The sequence below is a fragment of the Mangrovimonas futianensis genome, assembly GCF_021245805.1.
Taxonomy (GTDB): domain Bacteria; phylum Bacteroidota; class Bacteroidia; order Flavobacteriales; family Flavobacteriaceae; genus Mangrovimonas; species Mangrovimonas futianensis.
The window spans coordinates 1-24,802 of the sequence record NZ_JAJJNF010000012.1 but is presented as its reverse complement, the minus strand read 5'-3'; the positions used below and the strand labels follow the sequence as shown (position 1 = coordinate 24,802).

Genomic DNA, 24,802 nt, shown 5'->3' with positions numbered 1-24,802 from the left:
CCGATAGAATACATTTAAACCAAGATGAAAACAGAGTTTAAGGTTGACTTAAAAAAATATGATACCACTCGCGAAAAACATAAAAAAATCTCTAATTGGATTTTTATAATAACTGCTACTATAATTTTTACAGTTTATTACTTTGTTTTCGGGACTGAATCTTTGAATACAATAATTTATTTTATCATATCATTCTTAATAGTTGGGTTTTTAATTTATTCAGCGATGAAAAAGGGACTTAAAAATTCGGAAAAACTATGGAAATCATACTCTATTAAATTAACCGAAAAAAGTTTAATACGTGAATTTCTTGAGCCAATTCATCTTGAATTTCAAGATACAAGTTGGAACAAAAGGAATACCGAAATTAAATGGGAAAATGTCGGAATAGAATTAAATCCCAAATTCGTGATTTTCGACAAATCTGTTTCATCATTAAAAAGAAAATTATTTAATAAAGGTGAAATCCGAATTCCTAATGAAATGGAAAACAAGAATGAACTAATTAAATCAATAAAAACGTTTGCTAACGCCAGTTCTTAACCGAAAAACAAAGTAAACTAAACCGATACCTGACGGCTATAAGAGCCGCTGTGGTGCATTTAAAAAAGACAACATGTCAAGATTAATAATGACCTTTCTTTCAATTCTTTGCCTTCAAGTTTCATTCGGTCAGTCGGACGAGAAATATAAAGAAGGAGAAGGCTTTAATTCAGTTTTTCAAGAAATGGAAAGTGGAGAGTTTTCAGGAACAACAAATGGAGTAATCTTCGTTGAAATAGAAAACAGGAATGAAGTAATTCTTGATTTTCAAGGAAGTTTTGGAATTCTAAAGATTGAAAAAGATCCAGATAAAGTATATGACGTAAGTATCAAATCATATTATGGAAAAACAACTAGCGGTAAGACTGAAATAAAATATGAAACGTATGCTTGGGCAAATGAAATAGGAATTAAACTAAACGAACAATGGTTCGAGTTGACTGCGATTGATGGAGCGTGTGACATGGTCATTAATGGAATTAACTACTTCTACAAAAAAGAATCGAAAACTGAATTTTTAGTAATTCAAATAGATAAAGTATTGACATTAAGTAATTGGCAGTATTTAATCCAAACAGAACATACCATGAATCCTGACAATGTCGAAGAATTGAAAGACAAAGAAAAGGAAATCAAGATTTTGCCAAATTCGACACTCGTCTTTGCTATAAACCGAAAATAAAAAACGCACCACAACACCATGTATAATTCATTGTTTCCTATTTTGCCTACGGCCAGTTAGCAATGCGTGCTCGTGTCACGTAAAGAAACTATACACAAACCATTTTTGCAAGGATGAAAAAACTGCTTCAAATCATACTAACTATTTCAATTTTAAATTCTTTTGGTCAAGAAATGGAGAACACATATTTTACATGGGACGATTTCGTCAACAATTTTGGAAAGGAAATGGTTTCTGCCGAAGACGTTTATGAAAATATGAAAAAAAGTGAATTAAATGATTTTGCATACACAAAACTCGATTTTCACTTTCTATCTGACAAAAAAGAAAAACTTAAAAAGCTGAATGAATATCTGAAAAGTAATTATGGATATTCTTTCGAGGAATATACTACTTGGGAAGGTAGTTTTGAATTGAGAGGTAAAACAGACTTGTTTCCAATCACAAAGGAAAATTTAATGTATTGGGCTTTAGATATGGCAAAAAGAGGATATGAGTTTGATTGTAAATTCGATGCTTACGGAGCTGAAGTTGATAAAGAACCGATACTTCCAGAATTTATAGAATCAAAAGAGGATTATTATTTCAAAAAAGCAATAGATTTATATAATTCAAATAATTTGAGTGGTGCAATTGCAAATTGGACTATTGTTTTAGAAATTAATCCAAAAGAACCGAATTCTTACTATTCAAGGGCAATAGTAAAAAATGAACTTTACACTTGGAAATCAGCAATAGCTGATTACGACAAAGCAATCGAATTAGCCCCTGATTTTATTTCTGCTATCACAAACAGAGGAACTGTAAAAGACGAAAATGGAGATTATGAAGGAGCACTTGAAGATTATAAAAAAGCATTGGAATTGGAACCTAATGACGCAATGACATATTTCAACATTGGTAACACGAAATATAATCAAGAGAAAAAAACAGAGGCTTGTGTAAATTGGAAAAAAGCAAAAGAATTAGGAGCTGAATATGCACAAGAAAGAATTGAAAAGTATTGTGAATAAAGTAAAAACACAGTTTGCGACAAATTATAACCGCAATTATGGCGGATTCGACTACCCTTCGACTATGCTCAGGGCAGGCTAGAATCCACTAGGAATTCTAAAGCCATTGCTTAACCGGAAAACATTGAATTTAAATATTCAAGAGAAAGTTATAAGTAGCCATTTTAGTGTTTTAATAAAGGACCAATGGACAATAAAAGTAGTAAAGAGAATATGAATTGGGCCAATGAGGCAGATGGAGAATTACATACATCTGAATGGTTTGGTGCAATTATTAGATATTTTTGGAATTTAGGTAGAAAAAAATTTAATGATAATTACACTCCAAAAGAATTTAAAAAAAATGTGATTATAGGATGGCTATTTAAAGTAGTTGTTGTTTTAATTTTAATTTTAATCTATGTGGGCTATAGATACACTATAACTCATTAAAAAACGTACTGCAACAAAACCTATATGCAATGCCTTTTGGTACACTTGTAAACCGTTATTATGTATTAACAAGATCATGTTTAAAAGAATTTCATCAGCTAAAACCAATTTTATTTCCATTCTTATACATATTATCGGTGCATTAACTCTTTATGCCATTGCAGTTATCATTATTTTCTTTTTATTTTATTTTTTTCTTGATAAAGGTTTTGGAAGTTTTGAAAATAGAGCGAATAGACTTGCAATTAATTTAATATTTTATTTTCCATTAATTGCAGTTTCATTTCTTTTCACTGTTAGAATTATTAGAAAAGCAAAAAAGGGTCAATTCGAACTTTCAAAAACAACCTTAATTGCTTTGATTATTTCCGTAGTTTTCTATTTGTACTTTTGGCTTCATTAACAAACTCATTTTTAAAAAAGCCCTAATCCAGTTTCCAATAAACTACTTCACCATCACCACAGAGTTGATATTGCCAGAGCTATCATATTCTTTGACGGCATTTTTAGGGTCTTCCATCCAGTTACCATCTACAATAAACTTATAATGGTGTTTGCCACCAGATAGCATGAGGGTTTTTTCCCAGATACCATCCTTGTTCTTTTTCATTTTAATTTTATGTTCGTCCCAATCTACAAAAGAACCTGTAAGGATAACCGTTTGGGCCTCTTGATAGCCATTTAAATGAAAGGTAACAGGGGCTTTTATGTTGAGAACGGAATTATGACCGCTGTATTCATTGGTGCGCTTGTAGGGATTGTCTGGGTCTTCCATCCAATTGCCATCCACAATAAATTTATACTCATAAACACCTGGTCGCAATTGTAGTGTAAGCTCCCAGCCATTATCGGTTTTTTTCATTCGAAACAGGTGTTCATCCCACTTGTTGAATGAACCGCTCAAAACCACCTTTTTGGCTTTGTCAAACCCATGCAGTTTGAAACAGGCATTCCCATCGGGATCTATTTTGGCAGAATAGAATTTTAGATTGTAGACATAGAGTTTGTCTCCATCTTCATCGGTTGCCGGTGTGATGTTGGGCATGCTATTATCGGGTTCGGCCCAATATTTTCTGTTGATTAAAAACTTGAATTCCCAAGTGTACTCATCGGTAAAGTCATCCAGGCTTTTTTTGAGTTGGTAGATGTTCTTATCAATTTGACGCATTTGCCATCCATCGCGAGACCACATGTTGAAGTTACCAGATACAATAACATCCTCCACATTCATGTTTTTGAAATTCCTTCTAACGTTTGTTTGTTCGTTGGTAAACAGTTTGTAATCTCTGATGTCAAAAGTAAACACAACCGTATCGCCCTCTATCTGATAGCCTGAGGCATGCTTTTGTGCCGACAGATGATTAAGGGAAAGTAAAAAAAGAACAATATAAATGATACTTTGTCTCAACGTTTGGTAATTGGATCTAATACAAAGTAAAGCTTTTCTTTTTGATAATTGATAATGGTTCGTTTTTGCCTGAAAAATTCATAGCCTAAAATACCGTCTAGATCAACCCCAAAAGCTTCGTTCATTTGACTTAGATTGGTTAAAATGGTGTCCATAGGACCAAAATAAATTTGGTCTGTCAATTTTACCAAATGCAATTTCCCTGCCAAAACTTCAATCTGTTTGCCAGAGGCGCCAGTAAGTTTTAAGTGGCCGTTGGGTTTAAAGTATTTTAGGGCTTTTCTAGAAACCCGTTTGTTGAGTTGGTTGACTTCTGCAGCGGTATCCAAACCAAATTTTAAAGTTTGGTCGTTAACAGTTGCTTTTAAAACGATGGTATGATTTACAAGGGTAAATGGAATACTATCGGTAATTTTTTCCAAATACACTTTTTTGTCAAATTTGGTTCCAAACCGGTCTACCTTAGTCAGTGTGATTTGATTTAAGTAAAGGTCGATAAACACTTCGTAGTCCTGAAGTATCTGGAAACCGATAATGCCCAGAAGGTGCATTTTTTTGTTTTTTTCAATATGCGATAGGTCTATAACATCTGATACTTTGTCACTAAGGCTTAGATTTTGGATAACAAATTCCTTGATCTTTTTCTCAATGGCATCATCCATGAGGTTTACGACACCCGATGTGGCTTTTTTTCGTCTGTTAAATTCATATTGGATGGGGAAGTGGACCTTGTTCAAAATCAAGGTCTCCGAACCCGTGTCGATAATAAAATTACCCTTTTGATCAAAAATTTCTGCTTCAATCACTAAAAGGTGGTCCACCATTTTAAATGGAATCCTGGCAGTATATTCATTGAGAATTTCAGCTTTGGGAAAGGTAATGCCTCCTATCTTTTTTGTAAAGGAGAAAGAGTTGATGTAACAAAGCACATACAACAGTAAGATATATAATCTTTTGGGTGGCATACTTAATAGACTGCAGGAACCATTTTATGTTACAAGATAATCAAAATTAAATGGAATTAATGGCGTAAATTTGTGTTAAATACGATTATATATGGCTGAATTCATAAGGATTTATGAAGAAAATCCCAATCCGAGGGAAATTCAAAAAGTGGTAAAAATTTTACGTGCAGGCGGATTGATTATTTACCCGACAGATACGGTTTATGGTTTGGGATGTGATATCACGAATAAGGAGGCTTTGGAAAAAGTGGCCCGTATTAAAGGGGTGAAGTTGGAAAAAGCCAATTTTTCATTTGTATGTGAAGATTTGAGTAATTTAAGTGACTATGTCAAACAAATAGATACCGCGACTTTTAAAATTTTAAAACGAGCCTTACCGGGTCCCTATACCTTTGTCCTTCCTGGAGCAAAAACATTGCCTACGGCTTTTAAAAAGAAACGAACAGTAGGGATTCGTGTTCCTGATAATAAAATTGCTATTGAAATTGTAAAGCAACTTGGTAATCCTATTATTTCAACTTCCATTTATGATGAGGATGAAATTTTGGAATATACAACCGATCCTGAATTGATCTATGAAAAATGGGATAGGTTAGTAGACTTGGTTATTGATGGTGGTTATGGAGATAATGAACCGTCTACCATTATTGACTTGTCTGAAGACACTCCTGTCGTATTAAGGGAGGGGAAAGGAAGTCTGGAAATCTTTTAAGAAAAACTTATAAAAATAAAAAGTCCGACATGCGTCGGACTTTTTTATGCTCTATATTGAGAAAGATTAATCTTCTCCTTCTCCTTCCTCAGTTGCTTCGGTAGCAGGAGCCGTTTGTTCAGCAGCACCGTTTCCTTCAGCAAGATTTTTCATTTCTTTTTCAACCATTTCATAGAATTGGTCAATTTTAGGCATAACTACGATTCTGGTTCTTCTGTTTTGAGCTCTACCATCAGCAGTATCATTAGAAGCAACAGGTGCGTAGAAACTTCTACCGGCAGCAATCAATTGTTTAGGTTGTACACCTAAATCTTGAAGCACTCTTACCACAGAAGTTGCTCTTTTTACACTTAAATCCCAGTTGTCTTTTAACACGCCTCCTTTGTTGTAAGGTACGTTGTCTGTATGAGCTTCAACCATACATTCAAAGTCTGGTTTGCTGTTAACAACCTTAGCTACTTTTCCTAATACTTCTTGAGCTCTAGAAGTTACTGTGTAACTTCCGCTTTGGAATAATAATTTATCGGCAATAGAGATGAATACAACTCCTTTTTCAACATTGATTTCGATATCTGGGTCGTTGATTCCAACCGCTTTTTTCAAGCTGGTAACAACTGCTAGGGTCACACTATCTTTTTTGTTTAAAGCGTCTTGTAAACGGGTGATTTTAAGATCTTTTTCCTTTAAGCTTTCCAAAGATTTCTCAAGGTTTTCAGCACCTTTTTGAGTTAAGGTTGTTAAGTTTCCTTTAGTATCAATTAAATCTTGATTAGCTTTTCTTAAGTCTTCAAGTTGGTCTCTCATTTGCTCAACACGCGCTGCTGCTGCTGCTTGTTCAGCTAAACAGCTATTTAATTTTACTGTTGCAGAGTTTAGCAAATCTTGCGTTTCTTTTTGTTTTGCCTCAAGTGCAGCATATTCCTTTTTAGAAACACAGGATCCCAGAAGAACTAAGGATAAAACACTCAATAACATTAATTTTTTCATGATAGTTTATGATTAAATAATTAAAAATTTAACATTTCAAAATTATGCAAAACAAGCCTTGTTTGAATGGGGATTAACATAAAATTTAACATTTATGTAAGCGGTCAAACGTTTTGGTTTTTTGCACGTAGTATGTCCAAACGATGGAATTGGTGTAAAAGTATTCTTTGGACAAATTTTGTTGTTTTCTTTTCGAAATTAAGTAGGGTAGTTTTGAATAAAACGAAAGATGTGCTTTCAGAATTGAAATGGTATGCTGCGGTTTTAATTCCAAAAGAAATTTGATGCCAGCAACTCCATCTAAAACCAGTCGCATGAAGATGAGTGCCCAAATAGGGCCGTAGGCATTTTTAGTCAATGCAAACAGACTGTTTCTAAAGTTGAGGTAGGTTTTTCTCGGATTCGTATTTTTTAAGGTAGCACCTCCTACATGATAAATAATGCTGCTTGGAAGATAGATGGTTTTTAGGTTTTGATTAAAAGCTCGCCAGCATAAGTCTATTTCTTCCATATGAGCAAAAAAGGACTCATCGAAACCACCCAATTGATGAAAAGTGTCACTTTTTATAAACAAACAAGCTCCAGAGGCCCAAAAAATAGGAGAGCGTTCGTTGTATTGACCTAGGTCTTTTTCAACGGTATCAAAGATACGTCCGCGGCAAAAGGGATAACCCAATTTATCAATGAATCCACCGGCTGCTCCAGCATATTCAAAATGATCTTTATTGTGGTAGCTTAAAATTTTGGGTTGGATTAGAGCTGTCTTTGGATTGGAGTTGAACTCTTCGATAATGGGTTCTAACCAATTAGGAGTTACTTCCACATCACTATTCAACAAGCAAAAAACGTCAGCATTTATTTGTGAAAGACCGTCGTTATACCCTTTAGCATATCCACCATTTTCCTTGTTAACTATAACCTTTAATGTAGGGAAGTTGTTTTCAACCCATGCCACCGAATCATCTGATGAGGCATTATCAACAACATAAATATCTGCATTTGGGGAATGGGCTACCACAGATGGAAGAAATTGCTGCAAGAGGTCTTTTCCGTTCCAATTTAAAATGGCTACTGCAAGAGTCATAGAGTATACTTTGGTAGGGTTTTTAAAAAATTATAGCATTCGTTTTGCCAATCCATGTGACAATAATAGTGATTAATTCCGTTGGTGACCATCAATAGATCAGACTTAAGCGTTAAGTTGTAGCGAGCAATTTGATCAAAAGTAGCTTGTGAAATAGCAATGTTTGGTGCTTTGCATTCTACAATCAGATGAATAGAACCATCTGGATGAAACACCACAATATCGTAGCGTTTTTTGAGACCATTTAAATGAATCTCCTTTTCTACATTGATTAAGGAAGAGGGATAGCCTTTTTCTTGCATCAAATACTGAATACAGTGTTGTCTAACCCATTCTTCGGGCTGTAGTTGAATGAATTTTTTTCGGATACAGTCAAAGATATAGGCTTTGCCTTCTATCTGTTTGAACCTGAACGAATATGTAGGAAAATTTAATGCAACCACGCCACAAATGTATCAAACTCTAATGGGAAGTAAGTTATATGGTTGAGAAAAATCCTTAGGTTAAATTAAGGTTAAACGGAATTTGATTTTGGGAACTTGCAAATGGTCATAGATACCTTTAGAGGAAATTCAAATGAACCAACTATGATAAAAAAATTACACAAAAAAATGCTTTTAGCTGCCTGCTTTGCAGGAACCATGTTAACTTCTAATGCCCAAACGGGTTTAAATTTTGATGGGGTTAATGACTATATCCAAACACCATTTGCAGGTGTACTTGGATCTGCTAACAGAACCTTTGAAGCCTGGATTTATGTGCCATCACCAGGTCCTTCAATCAATTTAGGAATTTTGGATTATGGGATTAATGCTGCTGGTTCAAGAAACACTTTTCTTATTAAAGATGACAATAGTTTGAGATTTGTTTCTGGAGGATCATTTGCAAATCTTGGTACAGATCCTAATACGGTACCTTTAGATGCTTGGACTCATGTTGCTTTTGTTCTAAATAATGGTACAGGGTATCTTTATATAAATGGAGTTGAAGCAATATCAGGTAATTTATCAAATGTTAATACACCTTCTGAGTATGAAGATGTGCTAATAGGAAATCGGGTCGCAGCAGCCTCTACCAATAACATGTTTTTTGGAGGGCAAATGGATGAAGTAAGAATTTGGGACATTGCTAGGACAGGGGACGAAATTCAGGATGCTATGTATACTGAGTTTTGTGAAAGCACTTCGGGGCTTGTTGCTTATTATAAAATGAATGATGGAATTTCTGGAGCTGATAATACTGGTGCTACATCCGTGAATGATTTGGTTGCAGGAAATGACGGTGTTTTAAATAATTTTGCTCTTACGGATGCTAATTCCAATTTTGTGGATGGAGTTCCTTTAATTACATTAGATGAAACTACTTTAACAGCATTTCAAGAGAACGCTACTTATCAATGGATAGATTGTGATAATGGTGGAGCATACATTGATGGCGCTACCGAACAGTCCTTTACGTCTGAAGTGGCTGGTACTTATGCGGTAGAAATTACTTTAGATGGATGTATGACTACTTCTGAATGTATGGAAGTAGCTTCACTGGGCATTGAAACTTCGGTAATAGAGAGCCTTAATATTTTTCCTAACCCAACAGCTGATTTTGTTACTATTTCCTTGAATGCGACTAATAGTTTTAATGTGAAATTGATTAACATCACTGGACAAGTTATTGGGAGCTTTAATGGTAATCAATCCAATAAGCTGATGATTGATTTACAAAATCATAAATCAGGAATCTACTTTTTAAAAATTGAATTAGAAAAGGGGCAAACAAAAACATTTAAAATTGTGAAGCTTTAAAATTTAACTAACACTAATAACCACTATTTAAGCCACTTCAAATATTTAATTTGTTGTGGCTTTTTTTATGTAGTTCTCAGTGTTTATAATTTCTAGGTTAATTTAATGTTAATGAGTTAATTTTTTTGAATGACAAAGTTAACATATTGGTTTATTTATAAGGATAAACTTAAAATAATGTTACTATGATTAAAAAATTACCAAATTTTATTATAAAATGTAGTTTATTCTTATTCGGGATAGGGTTTTTTATTTTTCCTAGAACAATTCATGCACAAACTTCCTTGAGCTTTGATGGTAGTAATGATTATATCCAAACCCCATTCAATGGTGTCTTAGGAGATAATGATCGTACTTTTGAGGCATGGATTTATGTGTCTTCGAGTGCGCCATCTTCAAATTTAGCAATCCTAGATTATGGTCATAACGACGTGGGAGATCGAAATACCTTTGTGGTAGGAGGTGATCGAAGTCTTAAATATATTTCTGGTGGAACAAATGCTAATATTACAACTGCCGCCAATGTAATACCTACTGCCACTTGGACTCACGTAGCTTTTGTGTTAGATAATAGTATAGGCTATTTATATGTGAATGGAGTCCAAGAAGGAACTGGGTCACTCAGTACAGTTAATACGACTAGTGGCTATGGAAATTTAAGAATTGGTCAACGAGTTACTGGTGGATCTATTCCTTTCAATGGTTTAATTGATGATGTTAGAGTATGGAATGTAGCGAGAACTGATACAGAAATACAATCAGCAATGTACGTAGAAATGTGTGCCAATACATTAAACCTTGTGGCGAATTATCAGTTGAATGAAGGAACTGCTGGTTCTGACAATACTGGGATTACAGCTGTTATTGATTTGGTTGAAGGCAATGACGGTGTTTTAAATAATTTTGCTCTAACAGGAACGACTTCCAATTATGTAGAGGGTGCCCCATTCATTACCCTAGAAGAAACTACACTAACAGCTTTTCAAGCGGATGCCTCCTATCAATGGATAGATTGTGATAATGGTGGAGCATACATTGATGGCGCTACCGAACAGTCATTTACGCCTGAAGTGGCTGGCACTTATGCGGTAGAAATTACATTGGATGGATGTATGACTACTTCTGAATGTATGGAAGTGGCTTCTCTGGGTATTGATACTTCTGTTATTGATGGAATCAAGGTATATCCTAATCCAACTTCAGATTTCGTGACCATTTCTTTAAATGAGATAAATAATTATAAGGTAACATTGGTTACCATCACTGGACAAATTATTGGAACTTACAGTGATAATCAATCTAGAGAGTTATCTATTGATTTACAGGATAATAAATCAGGAATCTACTTTTTAAATATTGAAGTAGATGGAATTCAAACAAAGACTATAAAAGTCGTAAGAATTTAATTTTTGACTAAGCTAACTATGTGGGACCGCGGTGGATTTATTTCTGTCGCGGTTTTTTTTATGACATTTTAGGTAGAATATTATGTGTTTTGTTAGCCAAGTTGGAATGTAATTTCCCTATTTTTGAATCCTAAATTCCTAATAAATTCGTTTCCAATAATACACTTACATGGACGAGGTCAAACAAATAGTAGCCGATATTAAGGCCAGAAAATTTAAACCCATTTATCTTTTAATGGGAGAGGAACCCTATTATATTGACCGTATTTCAGAATTGCTCGAGAAAGAGGTCCTTAATGAAGACGAGAAGGGATTTAACCAGATGACGCTTTATGGCCGTGATGTATCCATAGATGAGATTGTGGGTCACGCCAAACGGTTTCCAATGATGGCAGAATATCAAGTGGTGGTCATAAAAGAAGCTCAAGATTTATCTAGAACTATTGAGAATTTAGTGTCTTATGTGAAGCAGCCACAACCATCAACAATTTTGGTGCTCAATTACAAGTATAAAACACTTGATAAACGAAAGTCGCTCTATAAGGAAATTAAGAAAGTGGGATTGGTTTTTGACAGTAAGAAATTATACGATAACCAAATTCCTGATTGGATAAAAAGAGTTCTTTCGGGGCAAGGGTATACCATTACTCCAAAGGCGGCTATGATGCTTTCAGAGTTCTTAGGAACGGATTTAAGTAAGATTAGTAATGAATTAAATAAACTCCAGGTTATCCTTCCTAATGGGACACAAATTACTCCTGAACATATTGAGGAAAACATAGGTATTAGTAAGGATTATAATAATTTTGAATTGCATAAGGCTATTGGGGAAAGAGATGAAAATAAGGCGTATCGTATCGTTAAATATTTTGGAGACAACCCCAAGGATAATCCTTTAGTGCTGACCATTGGTTTTCTCTATACGTATTTTTCTAAATTGCTTCATTTACATGGATTGAATGATAAATCATCCCGAAGTGTTGCTGCCGCCTTGAAAATCAATCCATATTTTGCTGGAGAGTATATCACTGCCTCCAAAAATTTCCCAATGAGAAAGGTGAGTACTATAGTAGCGACGCTAAGGGAATTTGATGTCAAGTCAAAAGGAGTGGGTGCCAATTCACTTTCCCAAAAAGACCTTTTGAATGAACTATTGGTCAAAATTTTCATGTAACCGTTAATTTTTTTAGCATTTTCAATCCTGATTTAACGTTAATCTTATAGACTTTAACAACCCATATTAAATTGGGGTTAAAGGGCTGTAATTTTTCTTGAACCACCTTCTAAACTTGTAACTTTAAGTATTATTAACCTTAAAAATCAAACGAAGATGGAAAATTTAGAAAGAAAGAGAGTTGCTATTTTGGCAACCAATGGATTTGAAGAAAGTGAATTGTTAAAACCAAAAGCAGCTTTAGAAAAAGCAGGTGCTCAAGTTGAAATTGTATCAGACAGAACAGGAAATATTAAATCTTGGAAAGATGGTCAATGGGGTACCGAAGTTTCGGTGGATAAAACAATTGATCAAGTTTCCCAATCTGAATATAATGCATTGATGCTGCCTGGAGGAGTTATGAATCCAGATACATTAAGAAAAAATAGAAATGCAGTTAATTTTGTAAAGTCCTTCTTTGAAAATCATAAACCCGTAGGAGCTATTTGTCATGCCCCTTGGATGTTGGCAGAGGCCAATGTTCTTAATAATAGAAAAGTAACATCATATGGGTCTATTAAAACTGACCTTGTAAATGCTGGTGCAAATTGGGTAGATGAAGAAGTAGTTGTAGATGAAGGTTTGGTTACAAGCCGTACGCCAGATGATTTAAATGCGTTTTGTTCTAAATTAGTTGAGGAGGTGTATGAAGGAAAACATGAAGAGCAAGTTGCTTAGATTTTAGAACATGATGTATTAAAAAAGCCACTGTTTAGTGGCTTTTTTCTTATTTAGAATTCAAAAGTGTTCAAATCTACATTAATTTCAAAAAGGACGATCGCACTAGCGCTAGGAGCTTCAAAAGGCGCATCTTCAACAACTGAAGGATTATCAGGATAAGAATTGGTGTCTGGGTTATAAACCAATTCCTTGAATTGCCCTTCACTTTTTACCAATAGCGTTTTCCAGCCGTTTACCATTTTCTTTTCAACAAAAATGGGGGGTCTTGTTACTGAAAATTTAGTTATCAACTGATAATCTGAGCTTAATAGGACATAGGTGCATCCCTCCGTACCACAAAAATAGGGAGAGGTAAGTTGTATAAAGATTTCATTTTTGCTATCCCCATTTAAATCAACTTCCTCAAATTGGTATTTACGGTCTGTAGGGCTCATAATGGGAATATCATCTTTTAAATCATCTTCCAAAAAGGCCTTTATTTGATCTTCCCGTGGCAATGAATCAGAATCTGGAGTTGTATCCAACTCTACAGTTCTAATGGCTGAATCAGGTGTGTCGACTTCGTCCTCTATCTGGATCGTGGCATGGTTACTATTTCTACAAGAGGAAAAAACGATAAGGAAAAGCAGGAGGAGACCATTTATTTTCATGTGGATGAGGATTAGGTTATTAAATGTAATTTAAAATAATTATAAAACCAACAACTTGAGGTGATTAGCTATAAAAATGAAGTTTGTTTGGGTTTTAAGAATAAAAAGCCCTCTTTTAGATCAGAGGGCTTTTAATTTAGAACCTAAAATTTCTATCTTAATTTAGGATATGTATTTGGATCAGATTCATGCATTACGGCATAAATGGCCTCAAAAATGTCTTCATGCGATGGTTTTGAGAAATAATCTCCATCACTACCATAAGCAGGTCTATGCTCTTTCGCAGTTAGAGTGCTTGGTTTGCTATCTAAATGCTTATACGCATTTTGTGTATTTAAAATTTCATTTAAAATGTAAGCTGAAGCACCTCCAGGAACATCCTCATCAATAACCATCAAACGATTGGTTTTAGCTACACTTTTTACGATATCGTGATTCAGATCAAATGGAATCAATGATTGCACATCTATAACTTCAGCATCAATACCAACTTCCATTAATTCTTTAGCAACCTCCTCGACAATGCGTAAAGTAGAACCATAAGAGACTAAAGTGATATCTTTTCCTTCTTTTAAAGTTTCAATAACACCTACTGGGGTTTTAAAGTCACCCATATTTGTAGGTAGCTTTTCTTTAAGGCGGTAACCATTTAAACATTCTATCACCAAGGCGGGATCGTCACTTTCTAAAAGTGTGTTATAGAAGCCCGCTGCTTTGGTCATGTTTCTAGGGACCAGAATAAGTATACCTCTAACCAAATTTAAAATGCCTCCTAGTTGAGAACCTGAATGCCAAATCCCTTCCAGTCTATGTCCTCTGGTTCTAACAATAACCGGAGCTTTTTGATGCCCTTTGGTTCTGTAATGTACAGTAGATAAATCATCACTCATCGTTTGGAGGGCATACATAAGGTAATCTAAATACTGAATTTCAGCAATAGGCCTTAATCCTCTCATGGCCATCCCGATTCCTTGTCCAAGTATGGTAGCTTCTCTAATACCGGCATCAGCCACTCTTAGTTCTCCATATTTCTCCTGCATCCCTTCCAAACCTTGGTTTACATCTCCAATGTTTCCAGAGTCCTCACCAAAAATCAAAACTTCAGGGTGTTTGCTAAAAAGCGCATTAAAATTGTCTCTAATGATAATTCTAGCGTCTACTTCCTCTGAAGTTTCTTTATATTGAGGTTTTACCTCTTCAACTAGACGTGTCGCCTTTTGTGATTCACTATAAAGATGTGAACTATATTTCGGCTGGATATTATCAAAATAGGTTTCTATCCAGTTAATCAGATTCTGTTTTTCAGGGGTATTTTCTGAAATCACATATTTAAGAGCTTTTCTTGCTGTAGAAATGACATCTTTCCTTATTGGTTCCGCTATGGCATCCAATTCATTCTTAAGTTTGGTAATGAATACCTTATTGGGACTGCTTGATGCGAGCTTATCTAATATGTCTATAATTTGTGACTTTTCTTCTTTAATAGGGTGAACGAACGAAGTCCAAGCTGCTTTTTTACCATCACGAACTGCCTTTTTGATAGATTTCTCCAACTCAGAAAGCTCTTCCTCGGTAGCAATGCCAGTAGCAATCATCCACTCCCTCATTTGGGCATTACAGTCATATTGAACCTCCCATTCCAATCGCTCCTTACTTTTGTATCTTTCATGAGATCCTGAGGTAGAATGACCTTGGGGTTGTGTCAACTCCTGCACATGGATCAAGACAGGTACGTGCTTTTCACGAGCAATTTGCGAAGCTTCTTCATAAACTTCGATCAATGAAACGTAATCCCAGCCTTTAACTTTTAAAATTTCGTAGCCATTGCTATTTTCATCCTTTTGGAATCCTTTAAGGATTTCTGAAATATTTTCTTTGGTTGTCTGGTGTTTTGCATGCACAGAAATACCATATTCGTCATCCCAAACACTTATAATCATCGGTACTTGAAGGACGCCAGCTGCATTAATCGTTTCAAAAAATAATCCCTCACTAGTACTTGCATTACCTATGGTTCCCCACGCAACCTCATTTCCATTATTCGAAAATTTGGAACTGTCTATGCCTTCTACGTGTCTGTAAATTTTTGAAGCTTGCGCTAAACCAAGCAATCGTGGCATCTGACCCGCAGTAGGAGAGATGTCTGAGCTTGTATTTTTTGTTTTTGTTAAATCCAACCAATCACCATTCTCATCTATGGTTGGAGTCATAAAGTGGCCTCCCATTTGTCGTCCTCCAGACATGGGTTCCTGATTGAAGTCAATAGTGGCATAAAGACCAGAGAAAAAGTTTTCAATGGATAATTTTCCAATAGCCATCATAAAGGTTTGATCTCTGTAGTAACCAGATCTAAAATCACCATTTTTAAAGGCCTTGGCCATTGCTAATTGTGGTACTTCCTTACCACCTCCAAAGATTCCAAACTTAGCTTTTCCTGTAAGCACTTCTCTACGTCCAAGAAGGCTACATTCTCTTGAGGTAACGGCTACTTTGTAATCGTTAAGTACCTCTTGTTTAAAATCGTCAAAAGAAAGTTTAGTTTTAATATCAGGATTTGTTTGCATAGTGTTTTTGAGAATTACTGCAAAAGTAAGAAATTTTGATAACTTTTGCAACGCGAAAAACAGTTAATATTTTGAGTATTATTCAAAATAGGAGGTTAAAATTATGCAATTTTTAAAAAAATCTCTAAAAATTACATTTTCATTAAAAAAACCTCAATATGTTAATAGGGTTTTTTGATAAAAATAGGGGCTGTTTTTAATACCAGCGCCTTGTAAATAAACCAAATAGAGTCTTGATATCTAAGGTAACTATGAACCTGATTTTTTCTTCGTAGTTGGGTTGGGCAACTTCCCAGCCTAAATTGGAATAAACTGGAAAGTATAGTTCGAAGTAATCCTCAACCAGACTAAATCGGATTCCTGAATCATAAACAAACTCTGGATTGAAATTATGGTTTTTTACCAATCCAATATCACCATAGGCATGAATGTATTTCCAGATGGTGGCGCTACCGTTCAATGTAGTTATCCATTGGTTGGCATATGCGGGATTTAATTTGGACTTAAATCCACCTTCGGCTATAATTAATTGCTGACTAAATATCCCTGTATTTTCTGATCTTCCGTAGTAATTGTAATCGAATAGGTAGTCTGTTGGTCGGTCTAAAGCAAAGCTAAAGAAATTCGAATTTTCATAGGTTTTATTATACAAGAAAACACCTCCAAAGAACCTTAGGTTATATTGTCTGTTACCTTCGGTAAGGGTTCTAAACTCATAGTTGAATGAAGCTTTCCCAAAATTTTTGGCCAACTGTAAATCGGTATTCCAAAATTTATAATTTTTTAAATTGGGGTTGGAATGTCCAAATTGGGCATTAAATACCCCGTAGCTAGGTTCTTCTTCTACGTTGTAAATGCCTAGTGGATCTTCTTCACGATTGATGGAAACATATCGAAAAGTAAGATAGTTTTTTCTATTGTTTCTTAAGTCTTTATGGTCTCTAAATCGAAACTGAACATAGGGTTGCAGCGAAGTATAGCTCAAGTTTGGAGCATAGTTGGAGTACGCTCCTGAAAACCCATATCTAATGTAATAAAGATCTCTGTTTTCTGGTCTTTGAATATAGCTTACATTTCCGCTTCCAACCAACTGTTGGCTTTTTAAAGCATAACTAGGCCTAAGGTTGTAGTTGAATGCCTTGGTGAGTACTGTTTTGTTATAAAGCTTAAGTCCTGGTGCAAACCCATCATAATAGTTGTATTTAATTTGAGGCATGAAGAATATTTGATTGTAGTAGGGGTCTTCAATGTCTTTAAACAATCTAAACTGAATAGGTTTGTTGTTGAACAAAAAACCTTTCATGGATTTCCAATTATCTCTCAAATTAAATTCGGGAATAGACTTATCATAATTAAGGACTAATTTATCGATATGATTCTTAGGAACTGTGACCGTTTTAGATTTATTGATATCATCTACCCAAGTTTTGTAAACTACAGAATCATTTCTTAGGCCAAAAAGAGAGACCGGCATATGATTATCTCTTTTGTTCTTAATGGTTACTTGAATGGAATCTGGGAATTCTTGAACCTCTTTAATTTTAAAGTCAATTTTCTTGGATGTTTTGAGATATTCGTCAAAGAACCAATGGATGTTTTTTGATGTCTTTGATTTTATCAATTGTTCAAAATCACCGGTATTGGTTTCTTTTAGACTTTGGTTGGCGATGAACTCTTTGATGGTGTTTTCAAGAATATTGGCATTCACATAATCGTCTAGATACCTTAGTCCTACGCCTGCTTTATATTTGTTGGCGATATTCATATTGAATTTTAACAAGCTGTCTTTTTGCATCAATAAAGGTTGATCCAAATTGGTTCTTGCCATGTGCATATAAAGAAAATTGTATTGGTCATTAAAATCCAATTCGGCGGCATGAAAAGTTCTGATTCCCCAGACATTTGAAAGGGTTCCAAAAATTTTCATTTCAGGGTAATTTTCATCTACATATTTTATCAAAAAGTATGTTTGAAGACCATCAATCAACCACTGGTCTTCTCTTGGGTTGATCAATAAAATATTTTCTAAATAGTTGTTTAGTGCCGTTTTTAGAATCTTGAGTTCATATTGAAATTGATCAGGAAATGGTCTGATAAAATCGGGTAGGAGGTTCAATCCGTAAATGGGATTCTTTTTGTAATCGATATGTGTTAATAGCAAGTTTTCATGAGGATAACTACCTAAATTTTGATCTAAGAATCCCGCAATTTTGTCAATATTGATTAGCTGATCGACTAAATTTAAATTTTCATTATCAATGTTGTAGATAAGGGTGAAATATTCAGTTTCTACTTGACTGAATCGTTTAAGGCGATCTAAAAAAAGTTTGGTGTTGATTCGGTCCTTTCCCTCTAAAGTGATTATTTGTTTATTGCCATCATTTTTGGTAGATAGCACGTTTAATTCGGATGCAAGATATAAGTCTTTGGGAAAACGTACTTCCATGGATATATCCGATTTTGGAATAAACATATCATCTAAATCCTTATTGCTATAATATTGCCATTTACCATTATATATGGCAGGTGTAATATACCAGTATCTTAGGTGGTATTCTCCCAGATCAGAGACCCCATACCTAGTAAATTTATCATTGGGAACTTGAACTACATATTTTAACTCTATGGTATAAGATTCATTTGGTTTTATGGGCGTTATAGGGATTACTTTGATAACATCTGGTTGGTCTTTAAGTCTGTTGAAGCTTAATTCTTGACCATTTTGCGTCATTGCTGTGATGGCTGTATAACCACGATCCTCACTTTTAGCAAAATGGAAAACCGTTTTATATTCCTCAGCAAACCTTTTAGCTAAAGGTGTGGTCTTGCTGCTAAAACTTTGAATCCAGTCATTAAGATAAATTTCTGTCAAAACATCATTCGATGTGTTTATATACGTAATGGTTTGCTCAATTTTGATTTGTTTGTTTTCTGTATCAAAATCGGCTTTTATATCCATACGGTTTTGACCCCAAATGATGGTGTTAAAAAGGCAAAAGACAACAACTAACCGAAGTCTTAAGGAGAATCTGAATAAATTCAACTTTGGCAATGGAATGTTAATAGCAATTATTTTAAGGAAATATAGTCTATTTTGTATTAAAAATTTACAAGTTTCTGTTAAAGTAAAAGACTAGAAGTTTGGACTTAATCCAAATTGGTTATAGAATTCGTCTAGAATATTTACAACTTCATCTGCCGTGTCAACTAGGTGTATAAGATCAAGGTCTTTGGGACTGATATTTTTTTCATTTATCAAAGTATTTTTAATCCAATCCATAAGGCCTTCCCAAAAATCTGTTCCAACTAATATAATTGGGAAACGCTCAATTTTATTGGTTTGAATGAGTGTTATAGCCTCAAATAGTTCGTCTAATGTTCCAAAACCACCTGGCATTACAACAAAACCTTGAGAGTACTTGACGAACATAACTTTTCTCACAAAGAAATAATCAAAGTCCAAACTTTTATCAGAGTCGATGTAAGGATTATCGTGTTGTTCAAACGGAAGTTCAATATTCAGTCCAACAGAAGTTCCACCAGCAATATGAGCACCCTTGTTTCCTGCTTCCATAATACCAGGGCCGCCACCTGTAATTACACCGTAACCTTTATGAACGATTTTTTTAGCAACTTCTTCGGCTAGTTTATAGTATTTATGGTTGGGCTTGGTTCTAGCTGATCCAAAAATAGAAACACATGGTCCTATTCTGCTTAGTTTTTCATAACCATTTACAAATTCTCCCATAATTTTAAAAATGGCCCAAGAATCATTGGTTTTTATTTCATTCCAGCTTTTATGGTGTCGTTCTTTTCTCATATTTGTGATTAATAAGCTTGTCTAAAACCAACAAATTTAAAGGAATTAAATGATTTCATACAATTAAATCAACTATTTGCTTCTTGTTTAGAATCATAAAAAAAGCCTGACAAAAATGCCAGACTTTTTATTATTTTGAATTCTTAATTTGTTACAGAGGTTTGCGTCCTGAAATGATATTATACAAAATAACAATAACGGCAATCACAATTAAAACGTGAATTAAACTGCTTGTTCCCAATCCAGGAATAATACCTAGCATACCAAGTAACCAGGCGATAATACAGATTACGGCAACTAACCATAGTAAACTTTTCATAATTATTGATTTTTAGTGTTATGAATCTAATGTAGTAAATAATTAAGTAGTATTGTTAATTATCGCTAGTTATTAACTTAAAGTTATAATGAATTAATAAAAAATTAAGAGTTTAGTTCCTTTTTTAGAAATTTAGCCGTGTAGCTTTTTGTGTTCTTTGTCAAAGCTTCAGGTGTTCCTATTCCAACAACCTTTCCACCTTTTTTTCCTCCTTCATAGCCAATATCGATAAGGTGGTCACACATTTTGATAACATCCATATTGTGCTCTATGATCAGAACAGTATTGCCCTTATTAACTAATTTATTAAGGACCAACATGAGCACACGAATATCCTCAAAATGCAATCCTGTTGTGGGTTCATCTAAAATATAAAACGTATTACCAGTATCTCTTTTACTCAATTCAGTGGCAAGTTTGATTCGCTGTGCTTCACCGCCAGACAAAGTAGTGCTTTGCTGACCTAGAGTGATATAGCCCAAACCTACATCTTGAATGGTTTTTAATTTTTTATAGATTTTCGGAATGTGTTCAAAGAATTCTACCCCTTCATTGATGGTCATTTCCAACACATCACTAATGGATTTTCCTTTATATCTTATTTCTAGGGTTTCCCTATTGAATCGTTTTCCTTGGCACGTTTCGCATTCCACGTAAACATCCGGGAGGAAATTCATCTCAATAACTCTCAATCCGCCTCCTTGGCAAGTTTCACATCGGCCTCCTTTGACATTAAAGCTAAATCTTCCAGGTTTATATCCGCGTATCATGGCTTCCGGAATTTTAGCGAATAAACTTCTTATTTCACTAAATACGCCCGTGTAAGTGGCTGGATTGCTTCTAGGAGTCCTTCCTATAGGTGATTGATTGATGTCGATTACTTTATCTATGTGTTCTAATCCCTTAATGTTTTTATAAGGCATAGGTTTTTTAACACCATTAAAATAATGGGCATTCATTATAGGGTAGAGGGTTTCATTTATTAAAGTAGATTTCCCGCTACCGGATACCCCGGTTATTCCTATCATTTTACCCAATGGAAATTCTACGGTAATATCTTTAAGATTGTTACCGGTGCATCCCTCTAAAAGGATTGTTTTACCATTTCCTGCTCGACGTTCTTTGGGTACTTCAATCTGTTTGGTGCCGTTTAAGTAGTCGGCTGTTAATGTGTGGTGTGTTTTGAGTTCCTCGGGGTTACCTTCGCTGATAATTTCTCCACCATGTTTTCCAGCTTTTGGTCCAATATCTATAACATAATCAGCGCGTTCTATCATGTCTTTATCATGCTCAACCACGATTACCGAATTTCCAACATCTCTTAAAGATACCAATGAATTGATAAGCTTTTCATTGTCTCTTTGGTGCAAACCAATACTTGGTTCATCAAGAATATAAAGTACACCAACTAATTGGGAACCAATTTGTGTGGCGAGCCTGATTCTTTGAGCTTCCCCTCCTGAAAGGGACTTAGAGCTTCTGTCAAGTGATAGATATTCTAATCCGACGTCCACTAAAAATCGTAACCTTGTTTTTATTTCTTTAATGATTTCTTCGGAAATTTTCCATTGTTTGCCACTCAGATGTTTTGGTAGGTCTTCAAACCAGTCTGACAAATCAATGATATCTTTATGGGCTAATTCGGCAATATTTAATTCGTTGACCTTAAAGTAAAGTGATTCTTTTCTTAATCTGCTGCCGCCGCATTCCTGACAAGGAACCTTGTCCATAAATTCTTTGGCCCAACGTTTTAAGGAAGTGGAATCAGAATTATGGTATTGGTTTTCAATAAAATTCGCTACTCCTTCAAAATCAATATTGTAATTTCTAGTAACTCCAAGGGTTTTGCTCTCAACTGAAAATTTTTCATTCCCTCCATAAAGTATCATTTCCTTAGCTTCTTTAGGAATGCTTTGGTAAGGATCATTTAATGAAAATTGAAATCTTTGGGCAATGGTTTCCAATTGTTTAAATATCCAGCTATTTTTTTGAGGTCCGTGTGGTGCTAATGCACCTTGCTTTATGGATTGTGATGTATCAGGAATGATTTTTTGCTCATTAATTTGATACAGTTTTCCCAATCCATGGCATTTTGGACAAGCGCCTTTGGGTGAATTGAACGAGAAATTATTGGGCTCTGGATTTGGGTATGAGATACCCGTAGATGGACACATTAAATTCCGACTGAAATACCTAACTTCATCTGTGTCTTGGTCTATTACCATAAGCACGTCCTCACCATGATACATGGCTGTATTGATGGTTTCAGAAAGGCGTTTATCATTGTCAATGGAGTCGTCAATTTTAAGACGATCAATTACAATTTCAATATCGTGAGTTTTATAACGATCTAATTTCATTCCTTTAATTAAATCGCGTATCTCACCATCGGTTCTCACTTTTACAAATCCTTGTTTGGCAATTTGTTCAAAAAGTTCCCGATAATGCCCTTTTCGAGAACGAATAACAGGGGCCAAAATGTTGATGCGCTTACCCTTGAAATTTTCAATAATCAGTTCCTTAATCTGGTCATCGTTATAGCTAACCATTTTTTCACCAGTATTATAACTGTAAGCGTCACTGGCACGTGCGTAAAGTAACCTGAGAAAGTCATAAATTTCAGTGATGGTGCCTACCGTAGAACGTGGCGATCTGCTAGTAGTTTTTTGTTCAATAGCAATAACTGGAGAAAGCCCATCAATTTTATCAACATCTGGCCGTTCCAACCCACCTAAAAATTGGCGCGCATAGGCTGAAAATGTCTCAATGTAACGACGCTGCCCTTCAGCATAAATGGTGTCAAAAGCCAATGAAGATTTACCACTGCCTGAAAGGCCAGTGATAACAACCAATTTATCCCTAGGAATGGTTACATCAATATTTTTAAGATTATGGACTCTGGCGCCCTTAACTTCTATGTGTTCTTCAAATTGGCTCATAAAAATGCAAAGACACAAAGGTACTTAATTTGCGTTGAAAATAGAAGGGCATTTCATCATATGAAATTATCGTATGTTTGCGGCTAATTTTTAAAAACTAACTATGAAAAACCTACTGTTCATTACTTTTTTATTTTTCCAAATCAGCCTGTTTTCTCAAATAAAATTTGAAAATGGCTACTATATTACCAATTCAGGAAGCAGAGTTGATTGTCTCATAAAAAATAAAGACTGGAAAGGGAATCCCAATACTATTTTGATTAAAAAGGATCTGTCATCCCAAGTAGAATCGTTGACCATTTCTGATATAAAGGAATTTGGTGTTATTGGGAAATCTCAATATGTAAGAAGACAAGTGCAAATAGATGTTTCAAGTGATCATTTGGACAATTTAAGTTTACAAAGGGAACCTAAATTTGAAACAAAGAATCTATTTCTTAAAACCTTAGTTAGTGGTAAGGCACATTTGTTTCAATTCACCGAAAAGGATGGGCTTTCAAAATATTTTTTTAGTCTCGATGGAGGTGAAACTACGCAATTGATTTACAAACGATATGTAAACGAGAAACGAGAAATTTTCTACAATAAAGATTTTAGAGAACAAATTTATTCCCAATTAACATGTGGTTCCAAGATGTTGGAAATGGTAAGAAGTGTAGAATATAATTCAAAAGACTTAACTCAGGTGTTTATAGGCTATAATACTTGCGAAAATGTGGATTATAATGTTTTTAAGAATAATAATAAGGCTCAATTTCACCTTTCATTAAGACCTGGTCTGAATTTCTATTCCATGGAGGTAACGACTCCGAATGAAGTTGTCTTTGGATATATAGATTTTGGAATGCAAACAGCTCTCAGGGTAGGGGCTGAACTAGAATTGGTTCTTCCTTTTAATAAAAATAAATGGGCCGTTATATTAGAGCCTGTTTATGCTTCCTTCAAATCAGATGCAGTAGGGCCTTTAGGTTTATATGGTTATTATGTTAGCGTAAATTATCAATATGTGGATATTAATTTTGGTGTTAGACATAAATTCTATTTGGCTAATGATGCCCTCATTTTTGCCAACTTTACCTATGGATATGTAAAAGAGTTAGGTGATGCGAAAATAGATTTTGATAAAAGAACTGACATTGAATTAAGTCAGTTGGGGAACTTTAAATTTGGTTTGGGATGTAAATTTTTAAATAAATTTTCGGGCGAGATTCAATATGCTTTCAAAGGACAAGTGGCCTCTGATTATTCTAATTGGGGGGCAGATTACCAAGGTTATTCCATCATTTTAGGATATACCATTTTTTAAATATTTGTAACACTTAAAAAAAAAGCCTCTGATTTCTCAGAGGCTTTTTAGGTTTATAATGAAGTTAGTTTAAGAGTTTCCTTTATTAACGCTTGAGGGTAAAATGCTCTTTCAAGATCTTTGTTTCCCCGTTGCTTTCTCCCGGTTCGGTGTACTCGACCGTGAACCAGTAGTCGCTCGATGGCATCAGCTCCCCGTTGTAGGTACCGTCCCATCCCTCGCCAGTGGGGCTCAATTGCTTGAGCAGCTTTCCATAGCGGTCAAATATATAAATTTTAG

23 protein-coding genes are annotated in these 24,802 nt (G+C 34.8%); 11 read left to right on the top strand and 12 right to left on the bottom strand.

The window, feature by feature from the left end; genetic code table 11:
* The first annotated feature begins 24 nt into the window (after window positions 1-24).
* The 5 genes from LOK78_RS15760 to LOK78_RS15740 all read left to right on the top strand — a co-directional run bounded on the left by LOK78_RS15760 (window position 25) and on the right by LOK78_RS15740 (window position 3,073).
* Entirely contained in the window at window positions 25-543 is a 519-nt protein-coding gene (locus LOK78_RS15760) for a hypothetical protein (protein WP_232635575.1), read from the top strand.
* A 73-nt stretch (window positions 544-616) separates the two neighbouring features.
* Window positions 617-1,225, top strand: coding sequence for a hypothetical protein (locus tag LOK78_RS15755; RefSeq protein WP_232635574.1), 609 nt, complete (start codon window positions 617-619; stop codon window positions 1,223-1,225).
* A gap of 113 nt (window positions 1,226-1,338) precedes the next feature.
* Complete coding sequence (locus LOK78_RS15750; protein ID WP_232635573.1) at window positions 1,339-2,238, top strand: tetratricopeptide repeat protein; 900 nt, start codon at window positions 1,339-1,341, stop codon at window positions 2,236-2,238.
* Window positions 2,239-2,424: 186 nt separating this feature from the next.
* Entirely contained in the window at window positions 2,425-2,670 is a 246-nt protein-coding gene (locus LOK78_RS15745; RefSeq protein ID WP_232635572.1) for a hypothetical protein, read from the top strand.
* A 76-nt stretch (window positions 2,671-2,746) separates the two neighbouring features.
* Window positions 2,747-3,073, top strand: a complete 327-nt coding sequence (locus LOK78_RS15740; RefSeq protein ID WP_232635571.1) for a hypothetical protein — start codon at window positions 2,747-2,749, stop codon at window positions 3,071-3,073.
* 42 nt (window positions 3,074-3,115) lie between these two features.
* On the opposite strand, the gene LOK78_RS15735 is transcribed toward LOK78_RS15740, so the two are convergent.
* Both LOK78_RS15735 and LOK78_RS15730 read right to left on the bottom strand, forming a co-directional pair.
* Window positions 3,116-4,078: a glycogen-binding domain-containing protein gene (locus LOK78_RS15735; RefSeq protein WP_232635570.1), complete on the bottom strand. Its 963-nt coding sequence runs from the start codon at window positions 4,076-4,078 to the stop codon at window positions 3,116-3,118.
* Window positions 4,075-5,043, bottom strand: coding sequence for a pepsin/retropepsin-like aspartic protease family protein (locus LOK78_RS15730; RefSeq protein ID WP_232635569.1), 969 nt, complete (start codon window positions 5,041-5,043; stop codon window positions 4,075-4,077). The genes LOK78_RS15735 and LOK78_RS15730 overlap by 4 nt, the downstream gene beginning before the upstream one ends.
* Before the next feature lie 91 nt (window positions 5,044-5,134).
* Between LOK78_RS15730 and LOK78_RS15725 the strand changes: the two genes are divergently transcribed.
* Complete coding sequence (locus LOK78_RS15725) at window positions 5,135-5,755, top strand: L-threonylcarbamoyladenylate synthase (RefSeq protein WP_053970416.1); 621 nt, start codon at window positions 5,135-5,137, stop codon at window positions 5,753-5,755.
* 66 nt (window positions 5,756-5,821) lie between these two features.
* Here the strand turns inward: LOK78_RS15725 and LOK78_RS15720 are convergent, their stop codons facing one another.
* The 3 genes from LOK78_RS15720 to LOK78_RS15710 form a co-directional block, all read right to left on the bottom strand.
* On the bottom strand, window positions 5,822-6,742 hold the full coding sequence (locus LOK78_RS15720; protein ID WP_082316504.1) for an OmpA/MotB family protein: 921 nt from the start codon (window positions 6,740-6,742) through the stop codon (window positions 5,822-5,824).
* Window positions 6,743-6,827: 85 nt separating this feature from the next.
* Complete coding sequence (locus LOK78_RS15715; protein ID WP_232635568.1) at window positions 6,828-7,826, bottom strand: glycosyltransferase family 2 protein; 999 nt, start codon at window positions 7,824-7,826, stop codon at window positions 6,828-6,830.
* Window positions 7,823-8,269, bottom strand: coding sequence for a type I restriction enzyme HsdR N-terminal domain-containing protein (locus LOK78_RS15710; protein WP_232635567.1), 447 nt, complete (start codon window positions 8,267-8,269; stop codon window positions 7,823-7,825). Before LOK78_RS15710 ends, LOK78_RS15715 begins: the two co-directional genes overlap by 4 nt.
* A gap of 144 nt (window positions 8,270-8,413) precedes the next feature.
* Here LOK78_RS15710 and LOK78_RS15705 point away from each other — a divergent pair, with 144 nt between their 5' ends.
* The 4 genes from LOK78_RS15705 (at window position 8,414) to LOK78_RS15690 (ending at window position 12,922) form a co-directional block, all read left to right on the top strand.
* Window positions 8,414-9,625 (top strand): T9SS type A sorting domain-containing protein, encoded by a 1,212-nt coding sequence (locus LOK78_RS15705; RefSeq protein ID WP_232635566.1) that lies wholly within the window; start codon window positions 8,414-8,416, stop codon window positions 9,623-9,625.
* Window positions 9,626-9,810: 185 nt separating this feature from the next.
* On the top strand, window positions 9,811-11,031 hold the full coding sequence (locus LOK78_RS15700) for a T9SS type A sorting domain-containing protein (RefSeq protein ID WP_232635565.1): 1,221 nt from the start codon (window positions 9,811-9,813) through the stop codon (window positions 11,029-11,031).
* A gap of 169 nt (window positions 11,032-11,200) precedes the next feature.
* Window positions 11,201-12,205 carry a DNA polymerase III subunit delta gene (gene holA, locus LOK78_RS15695; protein ID WP_053970411.1) on the top strand — a complete coding sequence of 335 codons (1,005 nt, stop codon included), beginning with the start codon at window positions 11,201-11,203 and terminating at the stop codon, window positions 12,203-12,205.
* Window positions 12,206-12,361: 156 nt separating this feature from the next.
* Window positions 12,362-12,922: a type 1 glutamine amidotransferase domain-containing protein gene (locus tag LOK78_RS15690; RefSeq protein ID WP_232635564.1), complete on the top strand. Its 561-nt coding sequence runs from the start codon at window positions 12,362-12,364 to the stop codon at window positions 12,920-12,922.
* A gap of 53 nt (window positions 12,923-12,975) precedes the next feature.
* Here LOK78_RS15690 and LOK78_RS15685 read toward each other — a convergent pair whose 3' ends face one another.
* From LOK78_RS15685 to uvrA, 6 genes are all read right to left on the bottom strand, one after another.
* A complete protein-coding gene (locus LOK78_RS15685; RefSeq protein WP_232635563.1) occupies window positions 12,976-13,575 on the bottom strand; it encodes a COG3650 family protein in 600 nt (199 codons plus the stop codon).
* Window positions 13,576-13,727: 152 nt separating this feature from the next.
* Window positions 13,728-16,139, bottom strand: a complete 2,412-nt coding sequence (locus LOK78_RS15680) for an alpha-ketoacid dehydrogenase subunit alpha/beta (RefSeq protein ID WP_232635562.1) — start codon at window positions 16,137-16,139, stop codon at window positions 13,728-13,730.
* Window positions 16,140-16,335: 196 nt separating this feature from the next.
* Window positions 16,336-19,098, bottom strand: coding sequence for a gluzincin family metallopeptidase (locus LOK78_RS15675; RefSeq protein WP_232635561.1), 2,763 nt, complete (start codon window positions 19,096-19,098; stop codon window positions 16,336-16,338).
* 174 nt (window positions 19,099-19,272) lie between these two features.
* On the bottom strand, window positions 19,273-19,959 hold the full coding sequence (locus LOK78_RS15670; RefSeq protein WP_166961353.1) for an LOG family protein: 687 nt from the start codon (window positions 19,957-19,959) through the stop codon (window positions 19,273-19,275).
* Window positions 19,960-20,110: 151 nt separating this feature from the next.
* The gene (locus LOK78_RS15665) at window positions 20,111-20,278 is read right to left on the bottom strand and encodes a lmo0937 family membrane protein (RefSeq protein WP_157492056.1); all 168 of its coding nucleotides are present in this window, start codon (window positions 20,276-20,278) and stop codon (window positions 20,111-20,113) included.
* A gap of 104 nt (window positions 20,279-20,382) precedes the next feature.
* Window positions 20,383-23,217, bottom strand: coding sequence for an excinuclease ABC subunit UvrA (uvrA, locus tag LOK78_RS15660; RefSeq protein ID WP_232395183.1), 2,835 nt, complete (start codon window positions 23,215-23,217; stop codon window positions 20,383-20,385).
* 103 nt (window positions 23,218-23,320) lie between these two features.
* Between uvrA and LOK78_RS15655 the strand changes: the two genes are divergently transcribed.
* Window positions 23,321-24,523 (top strand): hypothetical protein, encoded by a 1,203-nt coding sequence (locus LOK78_RS15655; protein WP_232635560.1) that lies wholly within the window; start codon window positions 23,321-23,323, stop codon window positions 24,521-24,523.
* An 85-nt stretch (window positions 24,524-24,608) separates the two neighbouring features.
* Here LOK78_RS15655 and LOK78_RS15650 read toward each other — a convergent pair.
* Window positions 24,609-24,802: T9SS type B sorting domain-containing protein (locus tag LOK78_RS15650; protein WP_232635559.1), on the bottom strand; the 194-nt coding region annotated here is incomplete at its 5' end.

Excerpts from the sequence above, each read along its gene's own strand:
- LOK78_RS15760 (WP_232635575.1), top strand. The coding sequence starts at position 25 with ATGAAAACAGAGTTTAAGGTTGACTTAAAAAAATATGATACCACTCGC.
- LOK78_RS15755 (WP_232635574.1), top strand. The coding sequence starts at position 617 with ATGTCAAGATTAATAATGACCTTTCTTTCAATTCTTTGCCTTCAAGTT.
- LOK78_RS15750 (WP_232635573.1), top strand. The coding sequence starts at position 1,339 with ATGAAAAAACTGCTTCAAATCATACTAACTATTTCAATTTTAAATTCT.
- LOK78_RS15745 (WP_232635572.1), top strand. The coding sequence starts at position 2,425 with ATGGACAATAAAAGTAGTAAAGAGAATATGAATTGGGCCAATGAGGCA.
- LOK78_RS15740 (WP_232635571.1), top strand. The coding sequence starts at position 2,747 with ATGTTTAAAAGAATTTCATCAGCTAAAACCAATTTTATTTCCATTCTT.
- LOK78_RS15730 (WP_232635569.1), bottom strand. The coding sequence starts at position 5,043 with ATGCCACCCAAAAGATTATATATCTTACTGTTGTATGTGCTTTGTTAC.
- LOK78_RS15725 (WP_053970416.1), top strand. The coding sequence starts at position 5,135 with ATGGCTGAATTCATAAGGATTTATGAAGAAAATCCCAATCCGAGGGAA.
- LOK78_RS15720 (WP_082316504.1), bottom strand. The coding sequence starts at position 6,742 with ATGAAAAAATTAATGTTATTGAGTGTTTTATCCTTAGTTCTTCTGGGA.
- LOK78_RS15715 (WP_232635568.1), bottom strand. The coding sequence starts at position 7,826 with ATGACTCTTGCAGTAGCCATTTTAAATTGGAACGGAAAAGACCTCTTG.
- LOK78_RS15705 (WP_232635566.1), top strand. The coding sequence starts at position 8,414 with ATGATAAAAAAATTACACAAAAAAATGCTTTTAGCTGCCTGCTTTGCA.
- LOK78_RS15700 (WP_232635565.1), top strand. The coding sequence starts at position 9,811 with ATGATTAAAAAATTACCAAATTTTATTATAAAATGTAGTTTATTCTTA.
- holA (WP_053970411.1), top strand. The coding sequence starts at position 11,201 with ATGGACGAGGTCAAACAAATAGTAGCCGATATTAAGGCCAGAAAATTT.
- LOK78_RS15690 (WP_232635564.1), top strand. The coding sequence starts at position 12,362 with ATGGAAAATTTAGAAAGAAAGAGAGTTGCTATTTTGGCAACCAATGGA.
- LOK78_RS15685 (WP_232635563.1), bottom strand. The coding sequence starts at position 13,575 with ATGAAAATAAATGGTCTCCTCCTGCTTTTCCTTATCGTTTTTTCCTCT.
- LOK78_RS15680 (WP_232635562.1), bottom strand. The coding sequence starts at position 16,139 with ATGCAAACAAATCCTGATATTAAAACTAAACTTTCTTTTGACGATTTT.
- LOK78_RS15675 (WP_232635561.1), bottom strand. The coding sequence starts at position 19,098 with ATGGATATAAAAGCCGATTTTGATACAGAAAACAAACAAATCAAAATT.
- LOK78_RS15670 (WP_166961353.1), bottom strand. The coding sequence starts at position 19,959 with ATGAGAAAAGAACGACACCATAAAAGCTGGAATGAAATAAAAACCAAT.
- LOK78_RS15665 (WP_157492056.1), bottom strand. The coding sequence starts at position 20,278 with ATGAAAAGTTTACTATGGTTAGTTGCCGTAATCTGTATTATCGCCTGG.
- uvrA (WP_232395183.1), bottom strand. The coding sequence starts at position 23,217 with ATGAGCCAATTTGAAGAACACATAGAAGTTAAGGGCGCCAGAGTCCAT.
- LOK78_RS15655 (WP_232635560.1), top strand. The coding sequence starts at position 23,321 with ATGAAAAACCTACTGTTCATTACTTTTTTATTTTTCCAAATCAGCCTG.